Source organism: Peptoanaerobacter stomatis, assembly GCF_000238115.1.
Lineage (GTDB): Bacteria > Bacillota > Clostridia > Peptostreptococcales > Filifactoraceae > Peptoanaerobacter > Peptoanaerobacter stomatis.
This window is the reverse complement of sequence record NZ_JH414548.1, coordinates 49,270-72,805: the sequence shown is the minus strand read 5'-3', so window position 1 is coordinate 72,805 and position 23,536 is coordinate 49,270. Positions and strand designations below refer to the sequence as shown.

General features: G+C 29.2%; 26 protein-coding genes. 18 read left to right on the top strand and 8 right to left on the bottom strand.

The genetic code is table 11. From position 1 onward, the window contains the following. Nucleotides 1–5: 5 nt before the first annotated feature. From HMPREF9629_RS02995 to HMPREF9629_RS02915, 17 genes are all read left to right on the top strand, one after another. Nucleotides 6–665 (top strand): hypothetical protein, encoded by a 660-nt coding sequence (locus tag HMPREF9629_RS02995; protein WP_009524850.1) that lies wholly within the window; start codon nucleotides 6–8, stop codon nucleotides 663–665. Between the two features lie 50 nt (nucleotides 666–715). Beyond that, nucleotides 716–2,755, top strand: coding sequence for a tape measure protein (locus HMPREF9629_RS02990; protein WP_009524849.1), 2,040 nt, complete (start codon nucleotides 716–718; stop codon nucleotides 2,753–2,755). After that, nucleotides 2,745–3,266, top strand: a complete 522-nt coding sequence (locus HMPREF9629_RS02985) for a hypothetical protein (protein ID WP_009524848.1) — start codon at nucleotides 2,745–2,747, stop codon at nucleotides 3,264–3,266. Before HMPREF9629_RS02990 ends, HMPREF9629_RS02985 begins: the two co-directional genes overlap by 11 nt. Beyond that, complete coding sequence (locus tag HMPREF9629_RS02980; protein ID WP_009524847.1) at nucleotides 3,263–4,678, top strand: XkdQ/YqbQ family protein; 1,416 nt, start codon at nucleotides 3,263–3,265, stop codon at nucleotides 4,676–4,678. The genes HMPREF9629_RS02985 and HMPREF9629_RS02980 overlap by 4 nt, the downstream gene beginning before the upstream one ends. A 3-nt stretch (nucleotides 4,679–4,681) precedes the next feature. Beyond that, nucleotides 4,682–5,170 carry a hypothetical protein gene (locus tag HMPREF9629_RS02975; RefSeq protein WP_009524846.1) on the top strand — a complete coding sequence of 163 codons (489 nt, stop codon included), beginning with the start codon at nucleotides 4,682–4,684 and terminating at the stop codon, nucleotides 5,168–5,170. 4 nt (nucleotides 5,171–5,174) lie between these two features. After that, a complete protein-coding gene (locus HMPREF9629_RS02970) occupies nucleotides 5,175–5,615 on the top strand; it encodes a DUF2634 domain-containing protein (RefSeq protein ID WP_009524845.1) in 441 nt (146 codons plus the stop codon). A gap of 2 nt (nucleotides 5,616–5,617) precedes the next feature. After that, nucleotides 5,618–6,652 carry a baseplate J/gp47 family protein gene (locus HMPREF9629_RS02965; RefSeq protein WP_009524844.1) on the top strand — a complete coding sequence of 345 codons (1,035 nt, stop codon included), beginning with the start codon at nucleotides 5,618–5,620 and terminating at the stop codon, nucleotides 6,650–6,652. Between the two features lies 1 nt (nucleotide 6,653). Next, nucleotides 6,654–7,205, top strand: a complete 552-nt coding sequence (locus HMPREF9629_RS02960) for a YmfQ family protein (protein WP_009524843.1) — start codon at nucleotides 6,654–6,656, stop codon at nucleotides 7,203–7,205. A gap of 17 nt (nucleotides 7,206–7,222) precedes the next feature. Then, nucleotides 7,223–8,659 carry a pyocin knob domain-containing protein gene (locus HMPREF9629_RS02955; RefSeq protein WP_009524842.1) on the top strand — a complete coding sequence of 479 codons (1,437 nt, stop codon included), beginning with the start codon at nucleotides 7,223–7,225 and terminating at the stop codon, nucleotides 8,657–8,659. A 14-nt stretch (nucleotides 8,660–8,673) separates the two neighbouring features. Beyond that, nucleotides 8,674–8,955, top strand: a complete 282-nt coding sequence (locus tag HMPREF9629_RS02950; protein ID WP_009524841.1) for a hypothetical protein — start codon at nucleotides 8,674–8,676, stop codon at nucleotides 8,953–8,955. A gap of 89 nt (nucleotides 8,956–9,044) precedes the next feature. Beyond that, nucleotides 9,045–9,224 (top strand): hypothetical protein, encoded by a 180-nt coding sequence (locus HMPREF9629_RS02945; protein ID WP_040012655.1) that lies wholly within the window; start codon nucleotides 9,045–9,047, stop codon nucleotides 9,222–9,224. Between the two features lie 195 nt (nucleotides 9,225–9,419). Beyond that, nucleotides 9,420–9,686, top strand: coding sequence for a hemolysin XhlA family protein (locus tag HMPREF9629_RS02940; RefSeq protein ID WP_009524839.1), 267 nt, complete (start codon nucleotides 9,420–9,422; stop codon nucleotides 9,684–9,686). Between the two features lie 10 nt (nucleotides 9,687–9,696). Continuing rightward, complete coding sequence (locus HMPREF9629_RS02935; protein ID WP_009524838.1) at nucleotides 9,697–10,044, top strand: hypothetical protein; 348 nt, start codon at nucleotides 9,697–9,699, stop codon at nucleotides 10,042–10,044. Between the two features lie 78 nt (nucleotides 10,045–10,122). Continuing rightward, nucleotides 10,123–10,575, top strand: a complete 453-nt coding sequence (locus HMPREF9629_RS02930; RefSeq protein WP_009524837.1) for a Panacea domain-containing protein — start codon at nucleotides 10,123–10,125, stop codon at nucleotides 10,573–10,575. Between the two features lies 1 nt (nucleotide 10,576). Beyond that, nucleotides 10,577–11,131 (top strand): ferritin family protein, encoded by a 555-nt coding sequence (locus HMPREF9629_RS02925; RefSeq protein ID WP_009524836.1) that lies wholly within the window; start codon nucleotides 10,577–10,579, stop codon nucleotides 11,129–11,131. 67 nt (nucleotides 11,132–11,198) lie between these two features. After that, entirely contained in the window at nucleotides 11,199–11,870 is a 672-nt protein-coding gene (locus tag HMPREF9629_RS02920) for an endolysin-like domain-containing protein (RefSeq protein WP_009524835.1), read from the top strand. Nucleotides 11,871–11,883: 13 nt separating this feature from the next. Further along, nucleotides 11,884–12,243, top strand: coding sequence for a hypothetical protein (locus HMPREF9629_RS02915; RefSeq protein ID WP_009524834.1), 360 nt, complete (start codon nucleotides 11,884–11,886; stop codon nucleotides 12,241–12,243). Between the two features lie 147 nt (nucleotides 12,244–12,390). On the opposite strand, the gene selB is transcribed toward HMPREF9629_RS02915, so the two are convergent. From selB to HMPREF9629_RS12085, 5 genes are all read right to left on the bottom strand, one after another. After that, complete coding sequence (gene selB, locus HMPREF9629_RS02910) at nucleotides 12,391–14,295, bottom strand: selenocysteine-specific translation elongation factor (RefSeq protein WP_009524833.1); 1,905 nt, start codon at nucleotides 14,293–14,295, stop codon at nucleotides 12,391–12,393. Nucleotides 14,296–14,499: 204 nt separating this feature from the next. Continuing rightward, on the bottom strand, nucleotides 14,500–15,960 hold the full coding sequence (gene selA, locus HMPREF9629_RS02905; protein WP_009524832.1) for an L-seryl-tRNA(Sec) selenium transferase: 1,461 nt from the start codon (nucleotides 15,958–15,960) through the stop codon (nucleotides 14,500–14,502). Between the two features lie 12 nt (nucleotides 15,961–15,972). Further along, nucleotides 15,973–17,019, bottom strand: a complete 1,047-nt coding sequence (gene selD / locus HMPREF9629_RS02900; RefSeq protein ID WP_081466036.1) for a selenide, water dikinase SelD — start codon at nucleotides 17,017–17,019, stop codon at nucleotides 15,973–15,975. A 188-nt stretch (nucleotides 17,020–17,207) separates the two neighbouring features. After that, complete coding sequence (locus tag HMPREF9629_RS02895; RefSeq protein WP_009524830.1) at nucleotides 17,208–18,044, bottom strand: aldo/keto reductase; 837 nt, start codon at nucleotides 18,042–18,044, stop codon at nucleotides 17,208–17,210. Nucleotides 18,045–18,508: 464 nt separating this feature from the next. Beyond that, nucleotides 18,509–19,012, bottom strand: coding sequence for a ribonuclease H-like domain-containing protein (locus HMPREF9629_RS12085; RefSeq protein ID WP_009524828.1), 504 nt, complete (start codon nucleotides 19,010–19,012; stop codon nucleotides 18,509–18,511). Nucleotides 19,013–19,594: 582 nt separating this feature from the next. Here HMPREF9629_RS12085 and HMPREF9629_RS02885 point away from each other — a divergent pair. Continuing rightward, nucleotides 19,595–20,359, top strand: a complete 765-nt coding sequence (locus tag HMPREF9629_RS02885) for a WecB/TagA/CpsF family glycosyltransferase (RefSeq protein ID WP_009524827.1) — start codon at nucleotides 19,595–19,597, stop codon at nucleotides 20,357–20,359. Between the two features lie 86 nt (nucleotides 20,360–20,445). On the opposite strand, the gene HMPREF9629_RS02880 is transcribed toward HMPREF9629_RS02885, so the two are convergent. The 3 genes from HMPREF9629_RS02880 to HMPREF9629_RS02870 all read right to left on the bottom strand — a co-directional run bounded on the left by HMPREF9629_RS02880 (nucleotide 20,446) and on the right by HMPREF9629_RS02870 (nucleotide 23,446). Then, complete coding sequence (locus HMPREF9629_RS02880; protein WP_009524826.1) at nucleotides 20,446–21,267, bottom strand: SH3 domain-containing protein; 822 nt, start codon at nucleotides 21,265–21,267, stop codon at nucleotides 20,446–20,448. Nucleotides 21,268–21,531: 264 nt separating this feature from the next. Continuing rightward, nucleotides 21,532–22,440, bottom strand: a complete 909-nt coding sequence (locus HMPREF9629_RS02875) for a VCBS repeat-containing protein (RefSeq protein WP_009524825.1) — start codon at nucleotides 22,438–22,440, stop codon at nucleotides 21,532–21,534. Nucleotides 22,441–22,507: 67 nt separating this feature from the next. Further along, nucleotides 22,508–23,446 carry a hypothetical protein gene (locus HMPREF9629_RS02870; protein WP_009524824.1) on the bottom strand — a complete coding sequence of 313 codons (939 nt, stop codon included), beginning with the start codon at nucleotides 23,444–23,446 and terminating at the stop codon, nucleotides 22,508–22,510. Nucleotides 23,447–23,536: the final 90 nt, after the last annotated feature.

Sequence of the window (23,536 nt, the reverse complement as noted above, 5' to 3'; positions counted from 1 at the left end):
TTAGAATGAAGAAAAAAATTTGTATATTTTTATGTTTTGTATTTAGCTTTATGACAACTAATAATGCTAATGCTATTAGCAGTTTAGGAGAATTAAAAGCATTTGAAAAATTCAGTAATGAAAAATTTGAAGTTCAAGAAGTAGATGAGAAAGTAGAAATTACTGAACAGATAAAAGATGAAACAGATATCCAAGATCCTTTAAATATTGCTACTTTATATAATAAAAAAATTGATATGGATAAAATAAAAAGAATTCCGGGAACAGGAGAGTATAAAGGGTATATAGTATTGAAAGGGTATCTTGGAGAAGATAAAGTTTTATTAGCATATAAAGGTGATTTAAAGAGTGGCTCTTATTCTACAAAAGTTGTTAATAAAAAGCCACTTAATGGAAATGATAAAGTTACTTGGCAATATGAAGGCAAAAAATTAATATCTAAAAGAAAAGATATATATAAACTACTTTCTGATATTACAGGAAATGATAATATGGATTTATTGAGAGAAGTTTTTGGAAAAACTTTTGATGAATATTTAGATGAACAATATATAATTAATGATGCAGAAAGCTTTTTGACTATATATCTTGATTATAAGAGTGGATTATCTAAAATGCTAAGAGAAAGAAATACAAGAACTCTCCCAGATGTTTTACCTGATTAAAGGCACTTATTTAGGTGTCTTTTTTTATTGTCCAAAAAGGAGGTGGGTAAATGGGATATATTGATAGCACGATTAGACTTAGAAATGAGATGTCTCCTGTACTGAGTGGTATAGTTCAAAGTATGAACATGGTTGTTGGTGCTGCTTATGATATGAACAGGGCAACCGGTGCGTCTGTGGATTTGTCTTCTCTTAATGCTGCACGTGACAGATTAAGGGAAATTGAAGCTGAAATTGAAAGAGCAAGTCGGGAACAGGAAAATTTTAATAATGAGATTGCTAATGGTGCTAATCAGGTTAATAAGTTGGGCAATTTTATTAAGTCTGCTGTGGGTGCTTATGTAGGATTTAGGGGTGTAAATGCTTTTGTAAATTTGTCTGATGATATGACGAATATCAGAGCAAGGCTCGATATGATTAATGACGGCACTAAGACTACTAAACAATTGCAGGATCAAATTTTTGCTTCTGCTCAAAGGGCAAGGGGTGAGTATAAGACTACTCTTGATATAGTTACTAAATTAGGTATGCAGGCAAAAGACGCATTTAAAAATAATGGGGAGACTGTTGCTTTTGCTGAGAATTTGAATAAACTTTTTACTATTTCGGGTACTTCGGCTCAGGGCATGGAGTCTGTTATGTATAACTTGACTCAGGCTATGGGCAGCGGTGTTCTCAGGGGTCAGGATTTGAATGCTGTTATGGCGAATACTCCTTTGCTTTTGAAAATTGTGTCTGATTATATGGGGGTTAGTATAGGTGAGATAAGGGGTATGGCGTCTGAGGGTAAATTATCGGCTGATGTTATAAAAAATGCGTTGCTTGGCGCTGGTGATGAGATTAATGCTCGGTTTGAAAAAATGCCTCTTACTTTTGGGCAAATTTTTGTTGATATTAAAAATAGATTTATTTATGCGTTAGAACCTGCTCTTGCAAAGTTGAGTGAGTTTGCTAACAGTGAGGGTTTTCGGGTTTTTGTCAATAATGCTGTAAATGCTGCTGTTTTGGTTGCGGATGCTATTGGAACGGGTGTAGAGTATGTGGTTATGTTTGCTAATATGATTGCTGCTAATTGGGGGACGATTGAACCTTTGATTTTCGGTATCGTTATGGCGTTTTTGGCTTTGAAGGCTGCTACTTTGTTGCAGGCGGCGGCTATGGCTGTTTTAAATGCTAATCTTCTAATTTCTCCTATTGGTCTTATTATTACGGGTGTTGCGATTATAATTACTCTTTTTGTGAGTTGGGCTAATTCTGTTGGTGGTGTGAGGGTTGCTGTTTTGATTTTGCATCGTAATTTTATTGTTGCTTTGAGGGGTATGCATTTGTTTTTGGCTGATTTTATAAGTAAGCTTTTTAGTTTTTGTGATATGGGTGTACTTTATTTTCACGGGTTTGCCAATGGTATTACGGATGCTATTTCTAATGCTAAGGTGCTTGGGCTTTTTTTGCTTGAGGAGTTTGTAAATGGTGCGATTGATGGGCTTAATTCTTTGATTAATGTTGTTAATTCTGTGCCGGGTGTATCTATACCTGCTTTTAAACATTTTAGTTTTGCTGCTGAGGCTAAGATAAAATCTGAAGCGGAAAAGCAAATTAGGGACAGGGAACTCAAAGAGCATGAGCGTAGGGTTTTATCTAACAGAATTAAAGAGGATAAGTATCTTAAGGATTTGGAGATGTCGTATGATAATAAAATTAATGAAATGAATAAAAAGATTGCTGATTTGAAGGCTGAAAAACAATCTGATGCTAATGAAAATATACCTAAGTTTGATATACCGAATTTTGATGAGATAAAGGGATTGGTCGATGATGTGAAAAGTGGTGTACAAGGCACGCAAAATAATACTTCTTCTCTTGCTGACGGAATTAAGGTTAAAGATGATGATATATCTTATTTAAAGGATTTGGCGGAGATTAGAGCTATTACTAATTTTAGTTTTGAGAAAATACAGGTCAATGTTGATAATAAATTTGGGGATATCAATCAAACTGCGGATCTTGACGGTTGGATGGAAAGTTTGACTGACAGCTTGACTGAGGCTGTAAATTCTACTATGGGAGGTGTAATTGCTTATGGTGTATGATTTTTATATTGACGGGGTATTACTCCCTATTACTCCTGCAAGAATTGTAACTAAAATAGGTAATAAGAATAAGGTTGTTACTTTGATTAACGGTGATGAGCTTAATTTGCTTAAAAAGCCGAAGTTGACTGAGTTTGAGTTTGAGTTTCTTTTGCCTGCTGATGATTTTCCTTCAGTTAAAAAATTCATCAAACCTATTGAAATGCTTGATAAACTTGAAAAGTTAAAGGTTAATAAAAAGCCATTTCAGTTTATTATAATTCGTACTCCTACTCAGCCTAATCTAAGTAATTCAATGAATATGTCCGTTACTTTAGAAAGTTATACTATCGATGAAGATTTTAAAAACGGATCTGATTTAATTGTTGAAGTTAAACTAAAGCAATATATCTCCCTTAAAACTAAAATAGCTAAATTGGGTGTAAATAAAAAGATTACTACTTCATTGCAAGAGAAAAAAATATCTGTGGAAAGATTATCTGTAAAAAATCTTGAAAAGGTGTTCAAATGAAACTTAAAGTTGTTATTGAAAATAAATCAAGGGGTCTATTGCAAATACCTATTATTGATGGGGATATAGAAGTTACTTTTAATAGACAGGGAAGTGCGGGCAAGTTGCAATGTAATATCGTTAAGGGTGAGGGGCTTGACTATCAGGAAGGTAATGCTGTTGCTTTTTATGTTGATGATGATGTGTTTTTCTATGGATATGTTACAAGTAAAAAAAGAACTTCTGATCAGATTATAAAGACTACTTGTTATGACCAATTGTTTTATTTAAAAAATAAGGATATTTTACAATATAGTAATTGGAGTTATAGTGATTTACTTAAAAATATATGCAAGAAAAATCATTTGCTCATTGGAGCCATTGAGGATACTAAATTCAAAATACCTTCAAGGGTTGAAAATGGAAAAGAGTATTTTGAAATGTTAAAATTTGCAAGTGATATAACTCTTGCTAATACTAATAAAATTTATGTTCTTTTTGATGAAAAAGGCAAAATATCATTAAAGAGTATAGAAAATATGAAACTTGATACTGTTATTGACTATGATAATACGGGAGATTTTGACTATCAGACGAGTATTGAAAAGGGTGTTTATAACAGGGTTTATCTGAGATTGCTTGATGATGATAAGAAGGAGATTGCTCATGCTAAGGCTGAGGATTTGTCTAATATTTCTAAATGGGGTTTTCTTAATTATATTGATACTACTAATAATGAGTTGCTTAATTTGGATGGAAAGGCTAAGGAGCTTTTAAAATTATTGAATAGAAAGCATAGAAGTTTGAGGATTAAAAATGCGGCCGGTGATGTGAGGGTGAGGGCGGGAAGTTTAGTTACTGTAAATTTTAAGGATATAGGTGATATAAGTATAAATTCGTGTATGCTTGTGAATTCTGTAACTCATAGTTTCAGTGAGGGATGTCATTTTATGGATTTGGATGTAATAAATAATGATATTGCTCCGTTAATATTGCCTAAAAAACTTGGTAATAAGGCTAAGGATAACTCGGGGGTTGGTGGCGATAAGTCTATTTCGTCCGGTGCGAAGGTGGCTATTAATTATATGGTTAAAAATATCGGAGCTCCTTATTCTCAGGATGTTTCTTTGAGATTGACTACTCATTTTGATTGTTCGTCGGCTGTTATGAGGGCGTATCAGGAGGCAAATTTACTTCCTAAGCGTAATTATAATTTGACTACTTATTCTTTGATTAATGATGGGAATTTTTATGAGATTAACAAAAATCAGTTAAAACCGGGTGATATTTGTTGGAGGATTGATCATATGGAAATGTATGTGGGAGATAACAGGACTATAGGTGCTCACAGTCCTTATGTTCCTTTGGGATATTCGGTGCTTGACGCAAGGGCTAAACCTTTTACGAGATTTTTCAGGGTAAGGGGTGTTTAGTGTATGGATGTGGGTTATAGGCTGAAAACGGTAATTGTGGAGATTGTTAAAAAATATATTGATACTCTTAGTTTTAGCTGTGTATTTCATGCTAAGCTCGTCAGTATAAATCCTCTTAAATTTATTCGTAGTGATGGTATTGAAATATATGAAAGTTTGCTTGTGGTGCCTAAGTATAGAAAATTTACCGATTATGAGATTGGCAATTGTTTTGTTTTTATATCAAATCATGAGGGGCAGGTTTTTTATTATTTGTATGAGGCAAGTTCTCCTCAAGGTAGTAACGGAGTGGATTATCATTGGCAGGGCTTAATAAAAAAGGGGGAGATAAGGGGTAAGTTGAGGACTGAAACAAAAGAAGTTGAAATAACGGATATTGTAGGGGATACACAGATAATAACTAAGCAGGTTATGGAGGTTGATGTTTTTAAAATCATTGAGGGTGATTTGGATGATGTTGTGCATGAGAAGGGGATTATAAAAAAGGAGTGATATTGTGATACCTGATACTGATGAATTGAATTTATTAATGCTTGAGGGTGTGAGAGATGATATTGCTCCTTCTTACACTTATAGGATTCATGTGAAAAGTGACAAGGTGTATGCTCATATTGATGATAGGGAGGCTTTAAAGCAGACTATATATAAGGAGCTTAATACACAAAAAGATGTGTATATAATATATCCTAATTATGGTATTGATATTGAGGATTTATTCGGTGAACCTAAAAATTTTGCTTATATTGAGCTTGTAAGGCGTATTGAGGAGTGTCTGATAAAGGATGACAGGATTTTATCTGTAAATAATTTTTATTATGATATAGAAAAGTCAAAAAGGGATGAATTAAGCATTTCTTTTACTGTTAATTCAGTTTATGGAGGTATTAATATAAAAAATGTATGGAAGTTTGATTATGATAATATTGGGGGTGATTGATTATGTATGAGCAGTATAGAGCGGATTTTTTACTTGAAAGAATGTTGTCAAGAGTTGATGATAATACGGATAAGCGTGAGGGCGGCATAATATATGATGCTTTGGCACCTGCGAGCGTGGAGGCTGATATATTATATCAGGAGCTTGATTTTGTGTTGAAAAATATTTTTGCTGTGACTGCCGGCAGATTTGGTCTTGTAAGGATTGCAAATTCTTTCGGGATAGATGTTTTTCACGCTACTTGTGCTATAGTTAAAGGTGAGTTTGATATTGATGTTGGTATTGACAGTAAGTTTACTACTGAGGGTTTAATTTTTACTGTGAGAAAATTTATTGAAAAGATAAATAACAAATATTATTTTGAACTTGTATGTGAGGATGTTGGGGAGGTTGGGAATATCCCACATACAAAGCTGCTACCTTGTGAGCTTATAGAAAATCTTGAGCATGCATATATTGTCGGGATAATTACTCCAGGTATTGAAGAAGAGGAAACGGAGCATTTAAGAAAAAGATATCTACAAAGAGTAAGAGAGCCTGCAACAAGCGGTAATATATACCATTATAGAAGATGGGTTATGGAAGTGCCTAATGTAGGCGGTGTTAAGGTGTTCCCTCTTTGGAACGGTAACGGGACTGTTAAACTTGCTATAGTAAACAGCAAGATGGAAGTAGCTGATGCTGCACTTATAAATGAAGTCAAAAAACATATTGAAAGTGTCAGACCTATAGGTGCAACTGTCAGTGTTGTAAGTGCTAAGAATAAAGATATAACTATTACAGCTAAGATATCAATTATACAGGGTGCAAGTATAACTGAGATAACTAATAATTTTAAGGAAAAGGTAAAAGATTTTTTCAAAGAAAATGCTTTTAAAGTAAATTATGTGTCTATTGCAAAAGTAGGTAATATTTTGCTTGATATTCCAAATGTGCTTGATTACAAAGATTTGAAATTAAACAATTCATTTGCAAATACTGTACTTACAGATGAGGAGATAGCATTATTATCTGATGTGAAATTAGAGGTGGTTTAATATGAGTAAATGTAACAAGGACTTGATGAAGTATTTACCTCTATATTGGCATAATATAAAGGAAATGGTAGCTTTGCAGGGAACATTGGGTATGGAACTTGGAGAAATTGAATGTAAATTAAAAGATTTATTTTCACAGTGTTTTATAGAAACGGCGACTTGGGGGCTTGGACTATGGGAAAGAGAGCTTGATTTAAAAACGGATTTATCTTTGTCTTATGAGCATAGACGTGAGATGATTAAAGCCAAGCTTCGTGGAAGCTCTACAACTACAAAAGAAATGATTGCAAATGTGGCTAAGGCATTTTCAAATGGCGAAGTTGAGGTAATAGAACATAATGAAAAATATTTCTTTGAAATAAAATTCGTTGGAACAAGAGGAATACCTGCAAATATGGCGGGTCTAAAAAGTATTTTGGAAGAGATAAAGCCTGCTCACTTAGGTATCAACTATGTGTTTACTTTTGCAACGTGGGGCGAGGTGAAAAAAAGAATATGGGGTGAAGTGAAAAAGCTTACTTGGGACGGTGTAAGGCACTTGCCTATGAGTTAAAAAAAAGAGGTGATTAGATGCAAGAAACTGATAAATTAAAACTAAGAAAGCCTGAGTACAATGAATATGCAGATGTCATGGACTTAAACTACAATATGGATATATTGGATAATGCTGTATCTGACAAACTTGGAAAAACTGAAAAAGCAGTAGACAGTGAGAAACTTGACGGCTTAGACAGCTTGAAGTTTTCAAGGAGTTATTCTTTAAGTAATGGAGAAACTATTCCAAGAGATGTGCTTAGAACTACTAATATAGCTAATGCCTATATTGGAATGATTAATTATGGGACAGAAGATGGATTGCCTTGTCCTCACTCTAAAATAATATATATGCCTCATAATACTGATGGATATGGTACCCAAATAGCAATACCTTATGACGGCGGAAATTATTATGGTGTATATTATAGAAATGCCACAGGAGGAAACTGGGGTGCATGGATAGAACTGCTTGATACAAGGGATAGAAATACAATACTAACCAATAATGCAAATACTTGCTTTGAAACCGGAAAAGCATACTATTGTGTATACCAACAAACTAAAAATCTACCACTCGGTGATAATATAGATGATGGAATAATAATACCATATATGTACATTAAGGGACAATATGGTTTTCAAATATACATGACATGGAATGGTACTGCAATATATTGGAGAAAATTACATTCTGGTAATTGGGACAGGTGGTACTGTATAGGCGGAGGCAGTTGGAATCAAGAGGTAATAAAAGATAGTGAACAAGTGGGAAAATTTTTACGTTGGGGAAATTATGGACAAAATCATGTTATATTTGATGCATCCAAAGGAGTGCGACCTGACGGACAAGCTTGTAGTAGTGATAATCCTGCTGTTTGGTGGCAAAACACATACCCTTATCTAATGGGGTTTAATGGGACTACCACTTATGGAGTAAAAGTAAATATGGCTCAGTGGGCAGACGGAGCAGGCAGTATACATGGTTTTCAATTCAGAAACAATAACGGAAGATTGGAAGCATTGATACAAGGAGTGTGGTTGAGTGTGGGAGGACAGATATATAACAGGCTAAAAGAGTATAATTCTATAGAAGTTTTGGGAGGAGCAAGAGAAGGTATACAAAGTCAATATCAAATGGGGCAAGAAGTAGTATTATTTGATATGTGGAAACCTTTAAAAATTACAAGTTTGACTTGGGGTAATCCTCAGGTTTCTTCAAGCTTAGGATATAGTTATAGAGGTATTAGTTTTTCAAGAGTAAGAGTTTGGTTAGATGAAGTTTTAGTATTTGATGATAATAATATACCGAGTCCAACTAATTATACGGATAGAGGACCATTAAGACCCTCTCAATATACAGAAACAAGATATGTAGAAGCAAGAAGTCATTTAAAAATAATTGCTACCATTGCAAATAATGCAGGTAATGTTCATCCGGCTTTAGAGCTAAAAATGATGTATTATGAATAAAAAGGAGTGAGTATATGAAAATATTAATAAGACTAAGAGGCAATGAGTATTTGGGATATTATGTATTAGAAGATACAGAGACTGTAAAAGAACAGGAGTTTAAAGAGTTACCATATAAGAGCGGGTACTATAACGAGACATATTATGATGAAAAAGAAAAGATATTAAAGCAAAGATATATAGAGATGCCTAAAACAAAAGAACAATTATTAGAAGAAAAATTGAAAACAATGCAGGAACAGGTGGAGCAGGCTAATAAGGCAATAGAGGATTTGATAATGCAAAATATGCAGTAGGTGATGTTATGTTTGCTAATTTTATAGCGAAAGTAAAGCAATTACGATTTATTATATATATTTTATTTAAGTTTAGAGGAGACCGTATTATGTATGAATTTTTAGCGTATCGTGTTATCACAGGGCATTTGACTTGTATACCTGAAAAGGTGACAAAGACAAAAAGACTTGTACCTGAGAGGTTAAGGTCGCCTGTACTTGAAATACTTGAAGAGTCAGGTTTTGATGGAGACGGACAGCCACTTGCAAGTGAACAGTCAGGTGAATAATAAGTATAGTAATTTTATGATTGAGTAGAGTTGAGAAAAACGAACAAAAGTTGAGTAAATTTACATTCCAATATAGTTGGATGAAAAGGTGGATGTAAACTAAAGAGTTTATAACCACAACGTAAAGGCAATAAATGAGGACTGATAAGGTCTTTTTTTATTGCCTTAAAATTTATAAAAAGAGAGATGTATTATATGAATGAAAATCAACATAATGAGATATGTGATGAAAGACATAGAAGAATAGAAGAAAGGCTAACAGACAACAAAAATAGATTAAATAATCACGCAGAACGGATAAAAGCGTTAGAAGAATTTAGAGCGGGAACAGACCAAAAAATTGACAATTTAATTGACAAAATGAACAGCTTAATAGTAACAATGAGATGGTTAATGGGCTTGTTTGGAAGTGCTTTTGTAGGTTTTTTCTTTTATGCAGTTCAGCAAGGAGTATTTAAGTAGGTGATAAAGATTGAATTTAAGTAAGGATGAAAAGAAAATCATTGAAAAACTAAGACAAGAACAGGAAATAAAAAAAGATAAAAAATATATTGAAACAAGTAAAAAATTAATGTTTGCGATTATGTTACTTGTATTTATAGTCTTTTTTATCTGTCTATATCTTAGTTTAAAATTAAATGACTCTAACCTTGCAAGTCATACATTAGACAGAGCAGTTATATTTTCGGCTCCGGTTTTAACAGCACTCATAACCAAATCAGGACTTGAAAATAGGCAAAAAGGCAAGATTAGAGAGCAGATAATAAAAAAAATGGATAATGTTGAGCTTGGAGCTGAAGATTTTAGGAATGGAGTATGATTTTTTACTTTAATAACTAATTTTGTAACTACTTTGTAACCTTTTTTGTGATATAATAATGCCAAAGGAGGAATTTGTATGGAGGATATATATGATATAGCTCAATGGTTTTTAAGTAAATCATCTATGACACCTAAGAAGTTACAAAAAATGGTTTATTACGCATATGCTTGGTTTATTGCTTTAATGAATGAAGATGCAAATAATATAGAAAATAGGCTTTTTAATGTTAGTCCACAAGCGTGGGTACATGGTCCAGTATTCCCAAGTTTATATCAAAAGTACAAGGATTATGGATATTCAGACATTCCTATTGTAAAAGAGAAGTTTGATTTTAATGAAGATGTGGAAGATGTTCTAAATCAAGTTTGGGATGTATATGGCAAATATAATGCTAACGAACTTGAAAGTCTTACACATCAAGAATCACCGTGGATAAACGCAAGGACAGGATGCTCACCTTTTAGCGTATGCACAAATGATATTAGTGATAAAGATATATTTGAATGTTATTCTGCAAGGCTTGTATAATATGGGTAAGAAAAAAATTAAAAATAGTACAAGTCCTAAAAAACAAATTAAAACTGAACAACCTACTGAAAATACTAATAATACAGGCTTTTTTATTGATTTATCGTTTGAAGGGCTGTATTATTCTGTAGATGATGGAGATTTTACGAATTATTTACAGAATAGTGAAGATTTTGTAAAGAAATTTAAAGAAATAAGAAAACTATTATCTAAAATATCAGGCAAAAACTTTATAAAAGATTTAGTAAACATGAAACATTGCCATATAATAGAAAATGATAAAAGAAATAAGGTGGTATCTTGTATATGCGAATCTTTAAAAAGATATGATAGTAATAAAAATATTGAAGACTTTAAAAACCAACTGCTTGATGGCAAGATTTATCAAATGGGTTTTGAGGGTCCTGTCAGGATTGTTGGGACATATAACAATAACGGAAATAACGGATTATTTAGGGTGTACTTAATTGATTATCATCATAGGTTATTTTTTGATGAAAAAAGAAACACCATGAATACTAAAAATTATCGGTTTTGCCCGATGACAAGTGAATAAAAAAGAAATTAAAGACACTGTAAAAGGTGTCTTTTTTAATGCGAAAAAATAGGAAAGGGGTTGAAATATGCTACCAAAGATTGAAAAGGCTGTAAGGTTTATGATAGACATAGCTCAAGACAATTCGCATGGATACGACCAAAATCAAAGATGGGGTGAGCGTGGAGATTATGACTGTTCATCACTTACAATAACAGCATTTGAAAAGGCAGGATTTCCAGTTAAGTCTAATTATGGAGCTACTTATACAGGCAATATGAAACAAGCATTTATAAACTGTGGATTTAAAGATGTGAGAAACGTTGTAAATCTCTATACAGGTGCAGGATTGATAAGAGGTGATATACTCTTAAATGAAGTTCACCATGTCGCAGTATACATTGGCAATGGTCTAATAGTACAGGCGAGTATAAACGAACTTGGACGAGCTACAGGTGGAAGACCTGGCGACCAGACAGGCTACGAGATTAATATATCTAAGTATAAAAATTATCATCGTGGCGGTTGGGATATTGTACTTAGATATGAAGAAAAACTTGATGAGAAAGTAATTGATAAGAAAGGTGAGATAAAAAAGATGAGTGAAAAAGAAAAAGAATATGCAGTACAAGCAATCAATAAATTAGCGGAATTAAAGCTATTAAATAGTCCTGATGTGCATATAAAAAATATTGACAAATCAAATTGGGCATTGTGGGTTATGATAGCTAAAATGAATGAAAAAATAGATAATAAATAGAGAGGTAAATAAAATGAATAATATATTTAATAGTGATACAGTATTAGCTATACTTATCACTTTAGGATTTGCAATAACTGTAGTAGTAATGAAGAAAACTAAGTTTAAATTTGATTACTACTCAGAGCTGAAAATGGCATTACTTTTAGCAAGCATATCTTTTAAAGATATTAAGCTTAAAAAGTTAGCTGATATATGTATGACTATTGTTATTGCTCTTGAAAAAACTAATAAAACAGCACAAGAAAAGAAAGCAATAGCTATGAAAGAAGTTATGAAAGAGTTACACGAAAAAATGAATTTAAAATTAGACGAAGAAATAGTGAGCATAATAATAGATATAGCTGTATCATATATGCAAAATGAAAAGTAGGGATTAGTTCCCTACTCTTTTTTTGTACGAAAATATTAAATCGGCAAAAATTCGTCAAAAATAATTGATTAAAATTGATTAAATTTGAATAAACATTTTATTTTGATATGCAAGTATATATATTGAAATTTCAATATTTGATAGTAATTAAAAAAATATTTGATTATGATTGAAAGATGTATATTTTATTCGATAATTTTCAAACCTTTTGGTTATTTTTTGCAAATCGAAGTATTCAAGAACTGTTACAGATAATTTTCTTGATAGATTTGTATATGCCTTAAACTCTGATATGTCAAGAGTTTTATTTATTTTGAAATGAGTAAAAATTATATTTTTATAGTTATTTAACATTTTTTTTGAGCATATGTAATCATCCGATATTTTTACAAATTTATCTTTGAGATTATTGTGCAGTATTTCTTTTGACAGTTCATCAGAAGCTATATTTTTTAATTTTATAGGGGCTTTTGAGCTTTCGATTAAAGTTTCCAAATTGTCAGACAATTTTTTCATTTCATTGACTGTATTTGAATTTTTATTGTCTAATATTAAACAATCACTTTGAATATTATAACCCATATCTATAAGCATTGGAAGTAGATATTTTCTATCTACAAAATTCAGTTTTGAATGTAATATGTTTAAATTTATGGATTTCTTATATATAAATTTTTGCGAAAAATCTTTTATGATGATTTTTATTTTTTCATAAACTTTGATATAAAAATTATAATCGGCTACATATTTTGAATTTTTGTTATATTGCAAATTGTGTTGTGTATAATTATCAAAACTTATTAATTTGATATAATTTGTTTTTTCGAGTTTTTTTAAACAATTCAAAAATTTGTCGCAGTCTATATTATATATATCTTTAAGTGTTGATACATCTGTTATTTTTTTTTCTTTTATTGCAAACAAAAATATTAATTCATCTATATCAAATATTGAGATATCAAAATCTATTTTGTTTTTTTTATGATTTGATACGTTTATTATCTTTCCGCCTGATATGATTTCGTTTGATGATGTGTCAAGCAGTATAATATCATCTGATATGAATGGCATAATATTTTCTTTCAATCTTAGCTGTACCAATAATTTTGAGTTTGGATAGATTAATTTATCTTGTAAATTTACTATTTTGGCAGTTATGCTTGTCGTACCTGTATATAGTTTTACGAATTCGTGATTTTTTATATTTTTTGAAATATTATCAGTATATATAAGTGCATTTATAATATTTGAAGGCTGTAAATTTGATGATGTGGATAATACATTGCCTCTAAATACGTCTTCTTTTTTTATATTCGGAATGTTTATTGCCAATCTTGTATTTGCATATGCTGTTTCAACAGTTTTTGAATGTGATTGCATATTTTTAATCTTAGATTTTAAATTTTGAGGATATATTGTTATTTCATCATTTTTTGTTAAATTTCCTGATATTAAATTTCCGGAAATTACTGTACCGTAGCCTTTTACAGTGAATGAATTGTCTATTTTAAAAATATTTTTAGATGTATTTTTTTGATTTATGTCTTTTGCAAATTCGTATATTTTTTCTGATAGTTTTTTTATACTCTCTTTGTTTTCATAGTCTATTATCAAAGTAGATATATTTTGGATATTGCTTGAATTTACAAGCTCATTTATTTGGTTAAGTGTGTTTTGTATCTGAACTTCGCTTGCAAGGTCAATTTTTGTTACAACTATTATCAAATGATTGATAGATGTTAAATTTATTATATTAAAATGCTGTGTTGTTTGTTTGCATACACCGTCTATTGCAGATATTACCAAAATAGACATATTTGAATTTAAAATTCCACATATTGTATTTTTGAGATAATCTTTATGACCCGGAACATCTATAATACTTACATTTATTTCACTTTTAAGAGTTATATCAGCATAACCGAGATCTATTGTTATATTTCTCAGCTTTTCTTCTTTATGGTGCATAGTATTTTTTCCGGTAAGTTCCTCTATTAATCTTGTTTTACCGTGGTCTATATGGCCGGCCGTTGATAATATTATATTTTTCATATTTTATCCCATAATTTATTTTATAAGTTTAATTTACACTATTTTAAAAATGATTTTATAGAATACTGAAATCAAATTAAAATAAATAATGTAAAAGTAAAAAATTAATGTAATAAAAATTTTTATTCAAATTTAATTAAAATATGTTTTTGGTATCTATAAAAAGTATCTTGAAAAAATATATTTGAGCATTATATTAAAAAATCAATCTGCAATAAAAATAGAAGTAGGTCCATCTTTTTTGTCTAAAATTTCAATCATAGACTTTAATGAGTTTATTTTTTGTGCTATTATTTCTATTTGATCATCAAATATGCAAAGCATATCTAAAATTAGTTTATCATCTCTTATATATCCTATAATATGTTCTTTGCACATTCTTAGTATATCTTCAAAGTTGTTTGTAGAAATATTAGTACATTTTAAAACTAAAGAATAACTGTTTATATCTGTGTTTGAAGATACTCCACCACCTATTTGGGCAATTGATTTTTCAATCTCTATATATTCAAACAAATTTTTATCCAAAAGATTATATAATTTTTGTGCTTTTTCATATAATTTCTCTTGTTTTGTAAATATCATGTTTAAAATAGGGATTTGCTCATTAAAATCTTTATACATATATAGTTTTAATGTTTCAAATATTGTAGTTATAACTGTTTTACCTGCTCTTAAAGCTCTAAATATCGGATTTTTTCGAAGCTTTTGTATATACTTGCTCTTTCCGATTATTATACTTCCCTGACAAGCTCCTATTAATTTGTCTGTGCTGAAACATACTATATCGGCACCGTCATCTAAGACATCTTGAACATTTTTTTCATAATTGAAGCCATATTTTGAAAAATCTGTAAGATTGCCACTTCCTAAGTCTTCAAAGAGAATTAAATCATTTCTTTTACAGATATTTGACAATTCTTTTGTAGATACTTCGTTTGTAAAGCCTGTGATTTTATAATTGCTTTTATTTACCTTCAGTATAAGGCTTGTGTTTTCATCTATATTTTTTTCGTAATCATCCGTATAGGTTCTGTTTGTACTACCTATTTCTTTTATATTAACATCAGTGGATGAAATTATATCTAATATTCTAAAATTGTCACCGATTTCAATGAGTTCTCCTCTTGATATTAAAGCGTTTTTGTTTTTGCAAAAAGTGTCAAATACAAGCAGTAGTGCCGCAGCATTATTATTAACTACGATTGCATCTTCACAACCTGTAAGTAATTGCATAATATTTTTTATAGGTTCATTTCTGTCAAAGCGTGAAGAATTTTTTATATCATATTCTATATTCATATATAAACTTGCAATATTTACAGTTTTTTCAGATATTTGTTTATTTATTGGACTTCTGCCGAAATTTGTATGTATTGCAATACCTGTTGCATTTATTATTTTTTCATATGATTTATTTTCTAATTTATTTATTTTTTGATTTAACATATATATTATATATGAAAAAATATCTTCTTTATTTTCAAAATTTTCAAAGTAAGAAATATTAGACGAACTTATATTTTCTCTAAGTTCGTCCAATATTTGTATGATAATCTTTTTTAATATTTCTTTTTTGTATTTTTTTGTTATGTTCTTTGATTCACAAAAATTTAATATTTCGTGAACTGACGGAATATTTTTAAATAATTCTTTTTTTTGCATAATATTCTCTTTTTATTCCAAAATTATATTTTTATCTGTTTTTTCTATGGTTTTACCTATAACCGAATAAGATAGACAGCCATAATCTTTTAGTTCTGATACAAGAGATGATGTATATTTTTCATCTACACAAATCAATAAACCGCCTGATGTCTGAGGGTCGAAGAGCACATCATACAAAGGAGTTGTTTTAAGATTTTCATCCATACACTTTATATGCGGTTCTACGAATGATTTATTTTGATATGCACCACCTGGAATTATACCCATTGATGCATAATACTCTGCACCTTTAATCACAGGTATTGAAGATACATCTATTTTTATTGAAATTTCGTTTCCTTCGCTCATCTCTTTTAAATGTCCCAATAGAGAAAAACCCGTAACATCAGTCATAGTGTGTATGTCATACTTTTGCAGTATCTCTTTAGGATAAGAGTTGAGTTTGGACATAACTTTGATAGATTCTTCAATTTCTTCTTTTTTTGCCATTTCAGCTTTTACAGCTGTGTTTATTATCCCTGTTCCTATAGGTTTTGTAAGAATTATATTTTGATTTATTTTTGCAGAATTATTTTTACAAATATTTTTAGGATTGATTAAACCACATACACTTAGACCATATTTAGGTTCATCATCTTTTATGGAGTGTCCACCGACTAATACGGCACCTGATTCGATAACTTTATCCTGACCTCCACGAAGTATTTCACCTAAGATGCTCATATCAAGACAAGTTGGAAAACATACTATATTAAGAGCAAGTACAGGTTCTCCTCCCATTGCATATACATCTGAAAGTGCATTTGCAGCTGCAATTTGTCCGAATATATATGGATCATCTACAACAGGTGTGAAAAAATCAAGTGTTTGTATCATAGCTGTGTCTTCATTTATTTTATAAACAGCAGCATCATCAGATGTGTCAAAACCTACTAAAAGATTTTGATTATTTACTTGTTTTAAATTTTTAAGTGCGTTCGCCAAATCCATTGGCGATAGTTTAGCCGCTCATCCGGCAGATTTTGACATATGTGTAAGTTTTACAATATCGCTCATTTCATTTACCTCCTTTAAAAAATATGTTAGACTTGTTCTATTATTTACAGCTATAATAATAAAAAGTCAAATAATCTGATAAAGTAAATTATCTTCATTACTTATAATTGTAATATAATTTATAATTTTTTTGATAATATTATTAAACAAGTTTATATGAACTTGATTTATAAATAAGCAGCTTTTTATTAATTGCCGTATCTTAACTGTTTTAGCCAATCTTCTTCATTTGAGCTGTGGCTTATTGTCTTTTTTTCATCAAGTGATTTTATATTTTTCATATCATTATCATCTAATTCAAAATCAAATATATCTATATTTTCTTTTACTCTATGTGGAGTTTTTGTTTTTGGAATAACCACAAAACCTTGTTGTATATGCCATCTAAGAACTATTTGTGATATTGACTTATCATATTTTTTTGCAATTTCACACAAAATAGGTTCATTTAAAAGTTTGTCTGTAGCTTTTGCAAGCGGAGACCACGATACAATCTGTATATCTTTTGATTTAAAGTAGTCTGTAAGTTCTGTGGATTGATTATATGGATGTAATTCTATTTGATTTATTACAGGCTTTATATTGGCAGATATTGTCAGTTTTTCATAATGTTTAGGCAAAAAATTTGCGACAGCGAGATTTTTTATAACTTTTTCATCATACATTTTTTCAAATGCCTTCCACGATTGCTCCATATCATCTCCGGGCCAATGTATATACATTATATCAATATAATCAGTCTGTAAAGATTTTAACGAACGCTCTATAGAATACATAGTATTATCATAACCGAAGTCACTCGGCCATACCTTTGTAGCAAGAATTATATCGCTTCTTTTTTTATTTTTAATTATTTTTCCGATTATGTCTTCATTTTTATAAAAATAAGCTGTATCTATCATGGTATAGCCATATTCAAATGCAATATTCAATGCTGTATAAAGCTCATTTTCATCTGTCATCTTATAAGTTCCAAGACCAATGCACGGAATACTTTTGGAGTTGGATAATTTAAAGTTTTGCAATCTAAATCCTCCCTTTAATTTTTAGTTTTATATTATACTGAACGTCCTTTTAAACTGTTGATTGTATCTTACCCTATAAAAATAGATATACCTGAAGTCATTTGATATATTTGTGGTAAATACTTAAAATATAGTATATATTTTTATATATTATATCATTTTTTATAAAGATAGGTATATATTCGTTTTCAGTTTCATATAATATAATACTGTCATTTTGTTCATATAAAGTTTTTGTAAATATTTCCAATTGTATGTTATTTTGAAATATTATTAATTTTTCACCGTTTTGCATGAAAAAATTGGAAAATTTATATTTTTTATCTGACTTGAAGTATAATTTGGTGAGCTGCTTTGATATTTCAAAATTATATATATATAAGTGTGTATTATTTATAACAGCTTTGTTTGAATATTGAAAATCGTATATTTTTTTGTAAAGTTGCAATAGAGTATGTATCTCATCAATATTGTGATTTATAAGACTTTCGCTTGGATTTAAGGATTTTTTTTTCTATATCTTTTATCAGCAATTTCATATCATAATATCTGTCACGCTCAACATTAAAATGATTTTCAACAGCTTGCCTTGAAAAATGTTTCAGATTTATAAAATTGGAGTAATTTTTAAGTATATTTTTTATAGATATGAAATTTATATTACCTAAATCGTAATATATATCATATTTTTTCAATTTTTGATTTATAAATTTTTCCTCAAACTCATATCCGTTAAAGCTATATATTTCATATATTCCTATTATGCTTGTCAAAAACTCGATTAATATTTCTTTTTCATCATTTTGAGATATTATTTGCAGTATTTTGACTTTTTTATCATCAAAAAATTTTGCTATGGATATGATGAGAATATCATCATTTATTGGAGATAATCCACTTGTTTCAATATCAACAAAAGCAGTATTTTTCGGAATATCAAAGCTTTCAAAAAATTCTTTCTTTATCATAAATAATCTCCACTTTTTGCAAAATTAAAAAATTGTTATAATACTAAACACTATTTAAAACTTAATATAGTATTGTTTGAATGTGTTTGCTTAAGGTTGTTGCTAACAATATCGTAGATCTAAAATGCCATTAACCTTAGCATTTTTATCATACATCTAATTTAATTGGATGATAGTATAAATTTAGTTTAATATACTGTAATATATTTTAACATATATTTTAAAAATAATAGAAAGATTTTTTGCAAATATCAATAATAATTGAAAAAAAACAGTTTTTTTGTTATACTTTTAAAAAATGTAATTGCATATAATCATTTATGTATATTAATTTAAAAGCTAATGCAAGCTTATACTCAAAATCTCATAATGATATATTGACTATTTTTAATAGAATAATAGATAATTTATATTAATAAATCTGTAAATAATATTTTATTAAATTTATAAAATATTATTTTTCTATCGTTCTATTGTAACTTAGTATAAAATATAGATATTATTTTATAATGTATTGATATTATATTAAAAAATCAATAATTTTTTGAGTATATGAATTACAATAAAAATATGAGGGAAATAATGGAAAAAATAAATATACTTGGTGTAGAAGTTGATAGAGTAGATATGAAACAAGCTACTGAAAATTGTATAAATGCAATAGAAAATAATAAAAAATTATTTATAGTAACACCAAATTCAGAGATAATAGTAAATGCCGGAGAAAATAAAACTCTATTTGATATAATAAAATCGGCAGATATGGTTGTACCTGATGGAATAGGACTCGTGATAGCATCAAAGATGATGAAAAAACCTCTAAAAGAGAGAGTAACAGGTATAGATCTTATGGAAAGTCTGCTTAAATATTGTAACGAAAAAGGCAAATCAATATTTTTATTAGGAGCGAAACATGGTATTGCACAAAAAGCCGGAGAAAAAATAAAAGAAAAATATCCAAATATAAGATTGGCAGGAACATATCATGGTTATTATAAAGGGATTCACAGCGGTGCAAAAGGTAGCGAAGAAGAAAAAGAAGTAATAGATATGATAAACAAGAGCAAGCCGGATATATTATTCGTTGCGTTTGGCTCTCCAAAGCAAGAATATTTTATAGACGCATATAAAGATATTATAAATGCGAAAGTTTTTATAGGAGTAGGGGGCTCACTTGACGTATATTCAGGAACCATAGAAAGAGCGCCGAAGTTTTATCAGGAACACGGTTTGGAATGGTTGTACAGATTATCAAAAGAACCCCAAAGAATAACAAGGATGGGTGCATTACCTGTATTTTTAACAAGAGTTTTGCTTAAAAAAGATAAGAACAAATTCAGTAAATAATAATTGTACAAAAAATCACTTGTATGATTTTTTATACAAGTGATTTTTTGATATATTTTAGTATTATCTTAATAAAAATTTTAGTATTAATTGAATTGTATATTTGCAACTTCAAACGGATTGTTCTGATTATAATCCTTTTCATATTGCTTAAGTGCTTTTATTGAGCCACCGTTTATTTCTTTGTCTGTTATTACTATAGGAACATAACCTATTTTACCTGACGATGTTTTTATTTTAAAATAATCCGCTTTGGTGTTGAATGCCAATATTGTTATAATTTCGCCAGGTTTTACAGTTTCACCTGCTTTTTTCATCTTTGCATCTGAAAATGTGTTTAGAGATTTACTCATTTTGTATTTCAGTATCTTTTTAGGATGTGGTTCTGAGAATAAGTTTTTTTCATCAGGAGTTATGTTTTTTAATTTACCGTTTTCTATTGTATATTTTTCATAATATTGTACATAATCTGATGCAAAATTAGTGTATTTTTGTATTTCTACTCTGTTCAACTTTGTGTTTACCTGTAAATCTCCACCTTTTACAGAAAGATTGCCTATTTTTTCCAAATTTTTGTTTTTGTATGTGAATATATACGCATCTCCTATAGAATCTTCACCCATAGATGTGAATACAATCTCTTTTTGCTTATCTTTTGAATTTATATCCAACACACTGAATTTATTTGCATTGTATTGTGATAAATCAAAGCTTTTGCCATTTATGCTTATGCTTTTGTATAATTGTCCGAAAAAAGCATCTTTTTCAACAGTCAATACAATATTGTCTGTTTTTCCGTCCATATCCAAATCTTCTGATTTAGTTACAGTTTGGGCATTTGATGTATAAGAACTTAATCCCACAATTAAACTTACCAATAAAACTATTTTTGATAAATTTTTCTTCATTTTAAATCTCCTATTTATATTTTTATTTTCGATTCTTTATAAAAATAATATTTCTTGCTTCATATACAATACATTATTCACTCATACTGATATTCGCTTAATTAATTAAAATATATAAGCTTTTTAGTTTAAGTATGCAATTTGTTCAGTTAATAAATATATTAAACTCCCAAATATCTATATATTATATTAATTTTTAGTATTATATAAACAGTATAATTTATTTTTTGAATTAATTTTTATGTTATAGAATATTAGTATATATTAATCCCATACTTTTTCAGAATCTTTTGTATTTATTGTATAACAAGAGTTTATATTCGGATATTGTTTTAGAGCTTTGACGGCATTCCAAGAATAGCTATAGTCATAATTATTGTTTTCTTCAAGAGTTATTAAAGGTCTTGGTTCCTCGCTTAATAAAATTGGAACATATCCTATATTTCCTTTAGAGTTTTTAACTTTCAAGTATTTTCCTTTTAAATTTCCTGATAGTATAGTCAATTTTTCACCGCTTTTAGATGTGAACAATTTTTTTGTGGCTTTAGTATCTTTATACACATCTACAGGCTTTAACAATTTTACATTCCAATTTCCTTTACTGGTATTAAAATTGGTTTCATCAGGTGTTACATTTTTTAATGTATTGTTTTCTAATTTATATTTTGTGAAGGTAGTAGGCCATGATCCGAAAAATGAATTATATTCATAAGGAAAACGGACTCCCCAAGAATTTCCTGCTAACAATAAATTATTTTTTGTATCTATTTGAAAATCCATGTCATCAGATTGTATTTCTGCAATTTTTTCTATCTTATTATTTTTATATGTCAATATAATGCTGTTACGTCCAAGTCTTGTTGAACTATAAATCATTACTATTTCTTTTTGATTATCTTTTTTGTTTATGTCTATTATATCTACTGCATAAAATTTATGCATTTCAAAAAGTATATAATCAGATTGTATATCAAAAGTCTTATTGTTTATTTTTATACTGTTCGGTTTTGCCACAATTTTATCAGCTTTTCCATCCATATCCAAGTCGACAGATGTCGTAACAGTATCATTGCCAAACTCACCACTATCGTATATGGTAACCATTGCATCAGACAAAGATATACTTAGCGATAATATCAAAGCGGATAATAATATAGTTTTTAATTTAAACATAGAAATAGCCTCCTTTTTAAATAAATTTAATTACTAAATAAAAATATTATATTAAGAGCTCATATAGTTATCTTAATCTGTTGTTTATAGAATTTAATATTCTGGAATTTGATCTTCCGATAGCATTACTTTCTTGTAATAAGCTGTTATTAGCTGCATTTAATGCAAAATTAGCTACATTCAATACATTTGCAGTTCTTAATTCTTCTTTAATCTCTCTCATATTGCTAATTTGTTCATATTGATTGTATATAATAATATCTTGATTTCTTATAATTTCCTTTTGAGAATTTACCATCTGTTCTCTATAACCATGTGTATCATATAAATTTACGAGTTCTTTAATTGTATCAGCTTTTTTATTTTTTAAAGAATGTACAAAAAACTCAACAGCATGCAGACTACAGTAGTCTTGCGGGAACCATTCACCATCTATAAATTCATTTATATCTAATATTTGTTCGGATATCATTTCAGATATTTTGTTATAATTATCATATAAAGGTTTGTTTTTTTCTTCAGCTGATTTATTAAATACATTAATAAGTATTTTTAATACAATTACCTCTATTATACAAAAAATGACTGTTGCTATAAGAAATATAAAGCTTTTTGAAGAATAGGATATTAGAGAAAAAATTGCGTATAGTGGATATAATATTCTATATATTTTTGCAAATAAATTTATTTTTCTTATAAAAAAATTATTGGAATTAATTATATTTCCTTTTTTTATTGTTAAAAGTATACCTATTGCTATCAAAATAATTGGTTCCAAAAGATTTCTACTTGCGATGCCATAAATCAACAACACAGAAGATGCAACTATATTAATAATCAAAACAGGTAAATATTTTTTGTTAGCGAGAATACTTATCTTTTGTCTATATTGAGATACTGTATCAAGCTGCTCTTCCCTTAAAGATATTAGTGATACTAATTTACTTTTCAAAATATTTAATCTACTTAACAATTCTTGTTTATCCATATATTCTTGCGTGTCCATATGTTTCCCCCAAAAAAAATTTAATAATTATGTTAATTTTAGTTAAAATAAGTAATTGCTGTTTATCTTTAATTTACAAATAATTATAGT

Coding starts and splice junctions, on each gene's coding strand:
- HMPREF9629_RS02995 (WP_009524850.1), top strand. CDS start 6: ATGAAGAAAAAAATTTGTATATTTTTATGTTTTGTATTTAGCTTTATG.
- HMPREF9629_RS02990 (WP_009524849.1), top strand. CDS start 716: ATGGGATATATTGATAGCACGATTAGACTTAGAAATGAGATGTCTCCT.
- HMPREF9629_RS02985 (WP_009524848.1), top strand. CDS start 2,745: ATGGTGTATGATTTTTATATTGACGGGGTATTACTCCCTATTACTCCT.
- HMPREF9629_RS02980 (WP_009524847.1), top strand. CDS start 3,263: ATGAAACTTAAAGTTGTTATTGAAAATAAATCAAGGGGTCTATTGCAA.
- HMPREF9629_RS02975 (WP_009524846.1), top strand. CDS start 4,682: ATGGATGTGGGTTATAGGCTGAAAACGGTAATTGTGGAGATTGTTAAA.
- HMPREF9629_RS02965 (WP_009524844.1), top strand. CDS start 5,618: ATGTATGAGCAGTATAGAGCGGATTTTTTACTTGAAAGAATGTTGTCA.
- HMPREF9629_RS02960 (WP_009524843.1), top strand. CDS start 6,654: ATGAGTAAATGTAACAAGGACTTGATGAAGTATTTACCTCTATATTGG.
- HMPREF9629_RS02955 (WP_009524842.1), top strand. CDS start 7,223: ATGCAAGAAACTGATAAATTAAAACTAAGAAAGCCTGAGTACAATGAA.
- HMPREF9629_RS02950 (WP_009524841.1), top strand. CDS start 8,674: ATGAAAATATTAATAAGACTAAGAGGCAATGAGTATTTGGGATATTAT.
- HMPREF9629_RS02945 (WP_040012655.1), top strand. CDS start 9,045: ATGTATGAATTTTTAGCGTATCGTGTTATCACAGGGCATTTGACTTGT.
- HMPREF9629_RS02940 (WP_009524839.1), top strand. CDS start 9,420: ATGAATGAAAATCAACATAATGAGATATGTGATGAAAGACATAGAAGA.
- HMPREF9629_RS02930 (WP_009524837.1), top strand. CDS start 10,123: ATGGAGGATATATATGATATAGCTCAATGGTTTTTAAGTAAATCATCT.
- HMPREF9629_RS02925 (WP_009524836.1), top strand. CDS start 10,577: ATGGGTAAGAAAAAAATTAAAAATAGTACAAGTCCTAAAAAACAAATT.
- HMPREF9629_RS02920 (WP_009524835.1), top strand. CDS start 11,199: ATGCTACCAAAGATTGAAAAGGCTGTAAGGTTTATGATAGACATAGCT.
- HMPREF9629_RS02915 (WP_009524834.1), top strand. CDS start 11,884: ATGAATAATATATTTAATAGTGATACAGTATTAGCTATACTTATCACT.
- selB (WP_009524833.1), bottom strand. CDS start 14,295: ATGAAAAATATAATATTATCAACGGCCGGCCATATAGACCACGGTAAA.
- selA (WP_009524832.1), bottom strand. CDS start 15,960: ATGCAAAAAAAAGAATTATTTAAAAATATTCCGTCAGTTCACGAAATA.
- HMPREF9629_RS12085 (WP_009524828.1), bottom strand. CDS start 19,012: ATGATAAAGAAAGAATTTTTTGAAAGCTTTGATATTCCGAAAAATACT.
- HMPREF9629_RS02885 (WP_009524827.1), top strand. CDS start 19,595: ATGGAAAAAATAAATATACTTGGTGTAGAAGTTGATAGAGTAGATATG.
- HMPREF9629_RS02880 (WP_009524826.1), bottom strand. CDS start 21,267: ATGAAGAAAAATTTATCAAAAATAGTTTTATTGGTAAGTTTAATTGTG.
- HMPREF9629_RS02875 (WP_009524825.1), bottom strand. CDS start 22,440: ATGTTTAAATTAAAAACTATATTATTATCCGCTTTGATATTATCGCTA.
- HMPREF9629_RS02870 (WP_009524824.1), bottom strand. CDS start 23,446: ATGGACACGCAAGAATATATGGATAAACAAGAATTGTTAAGTAGATTA.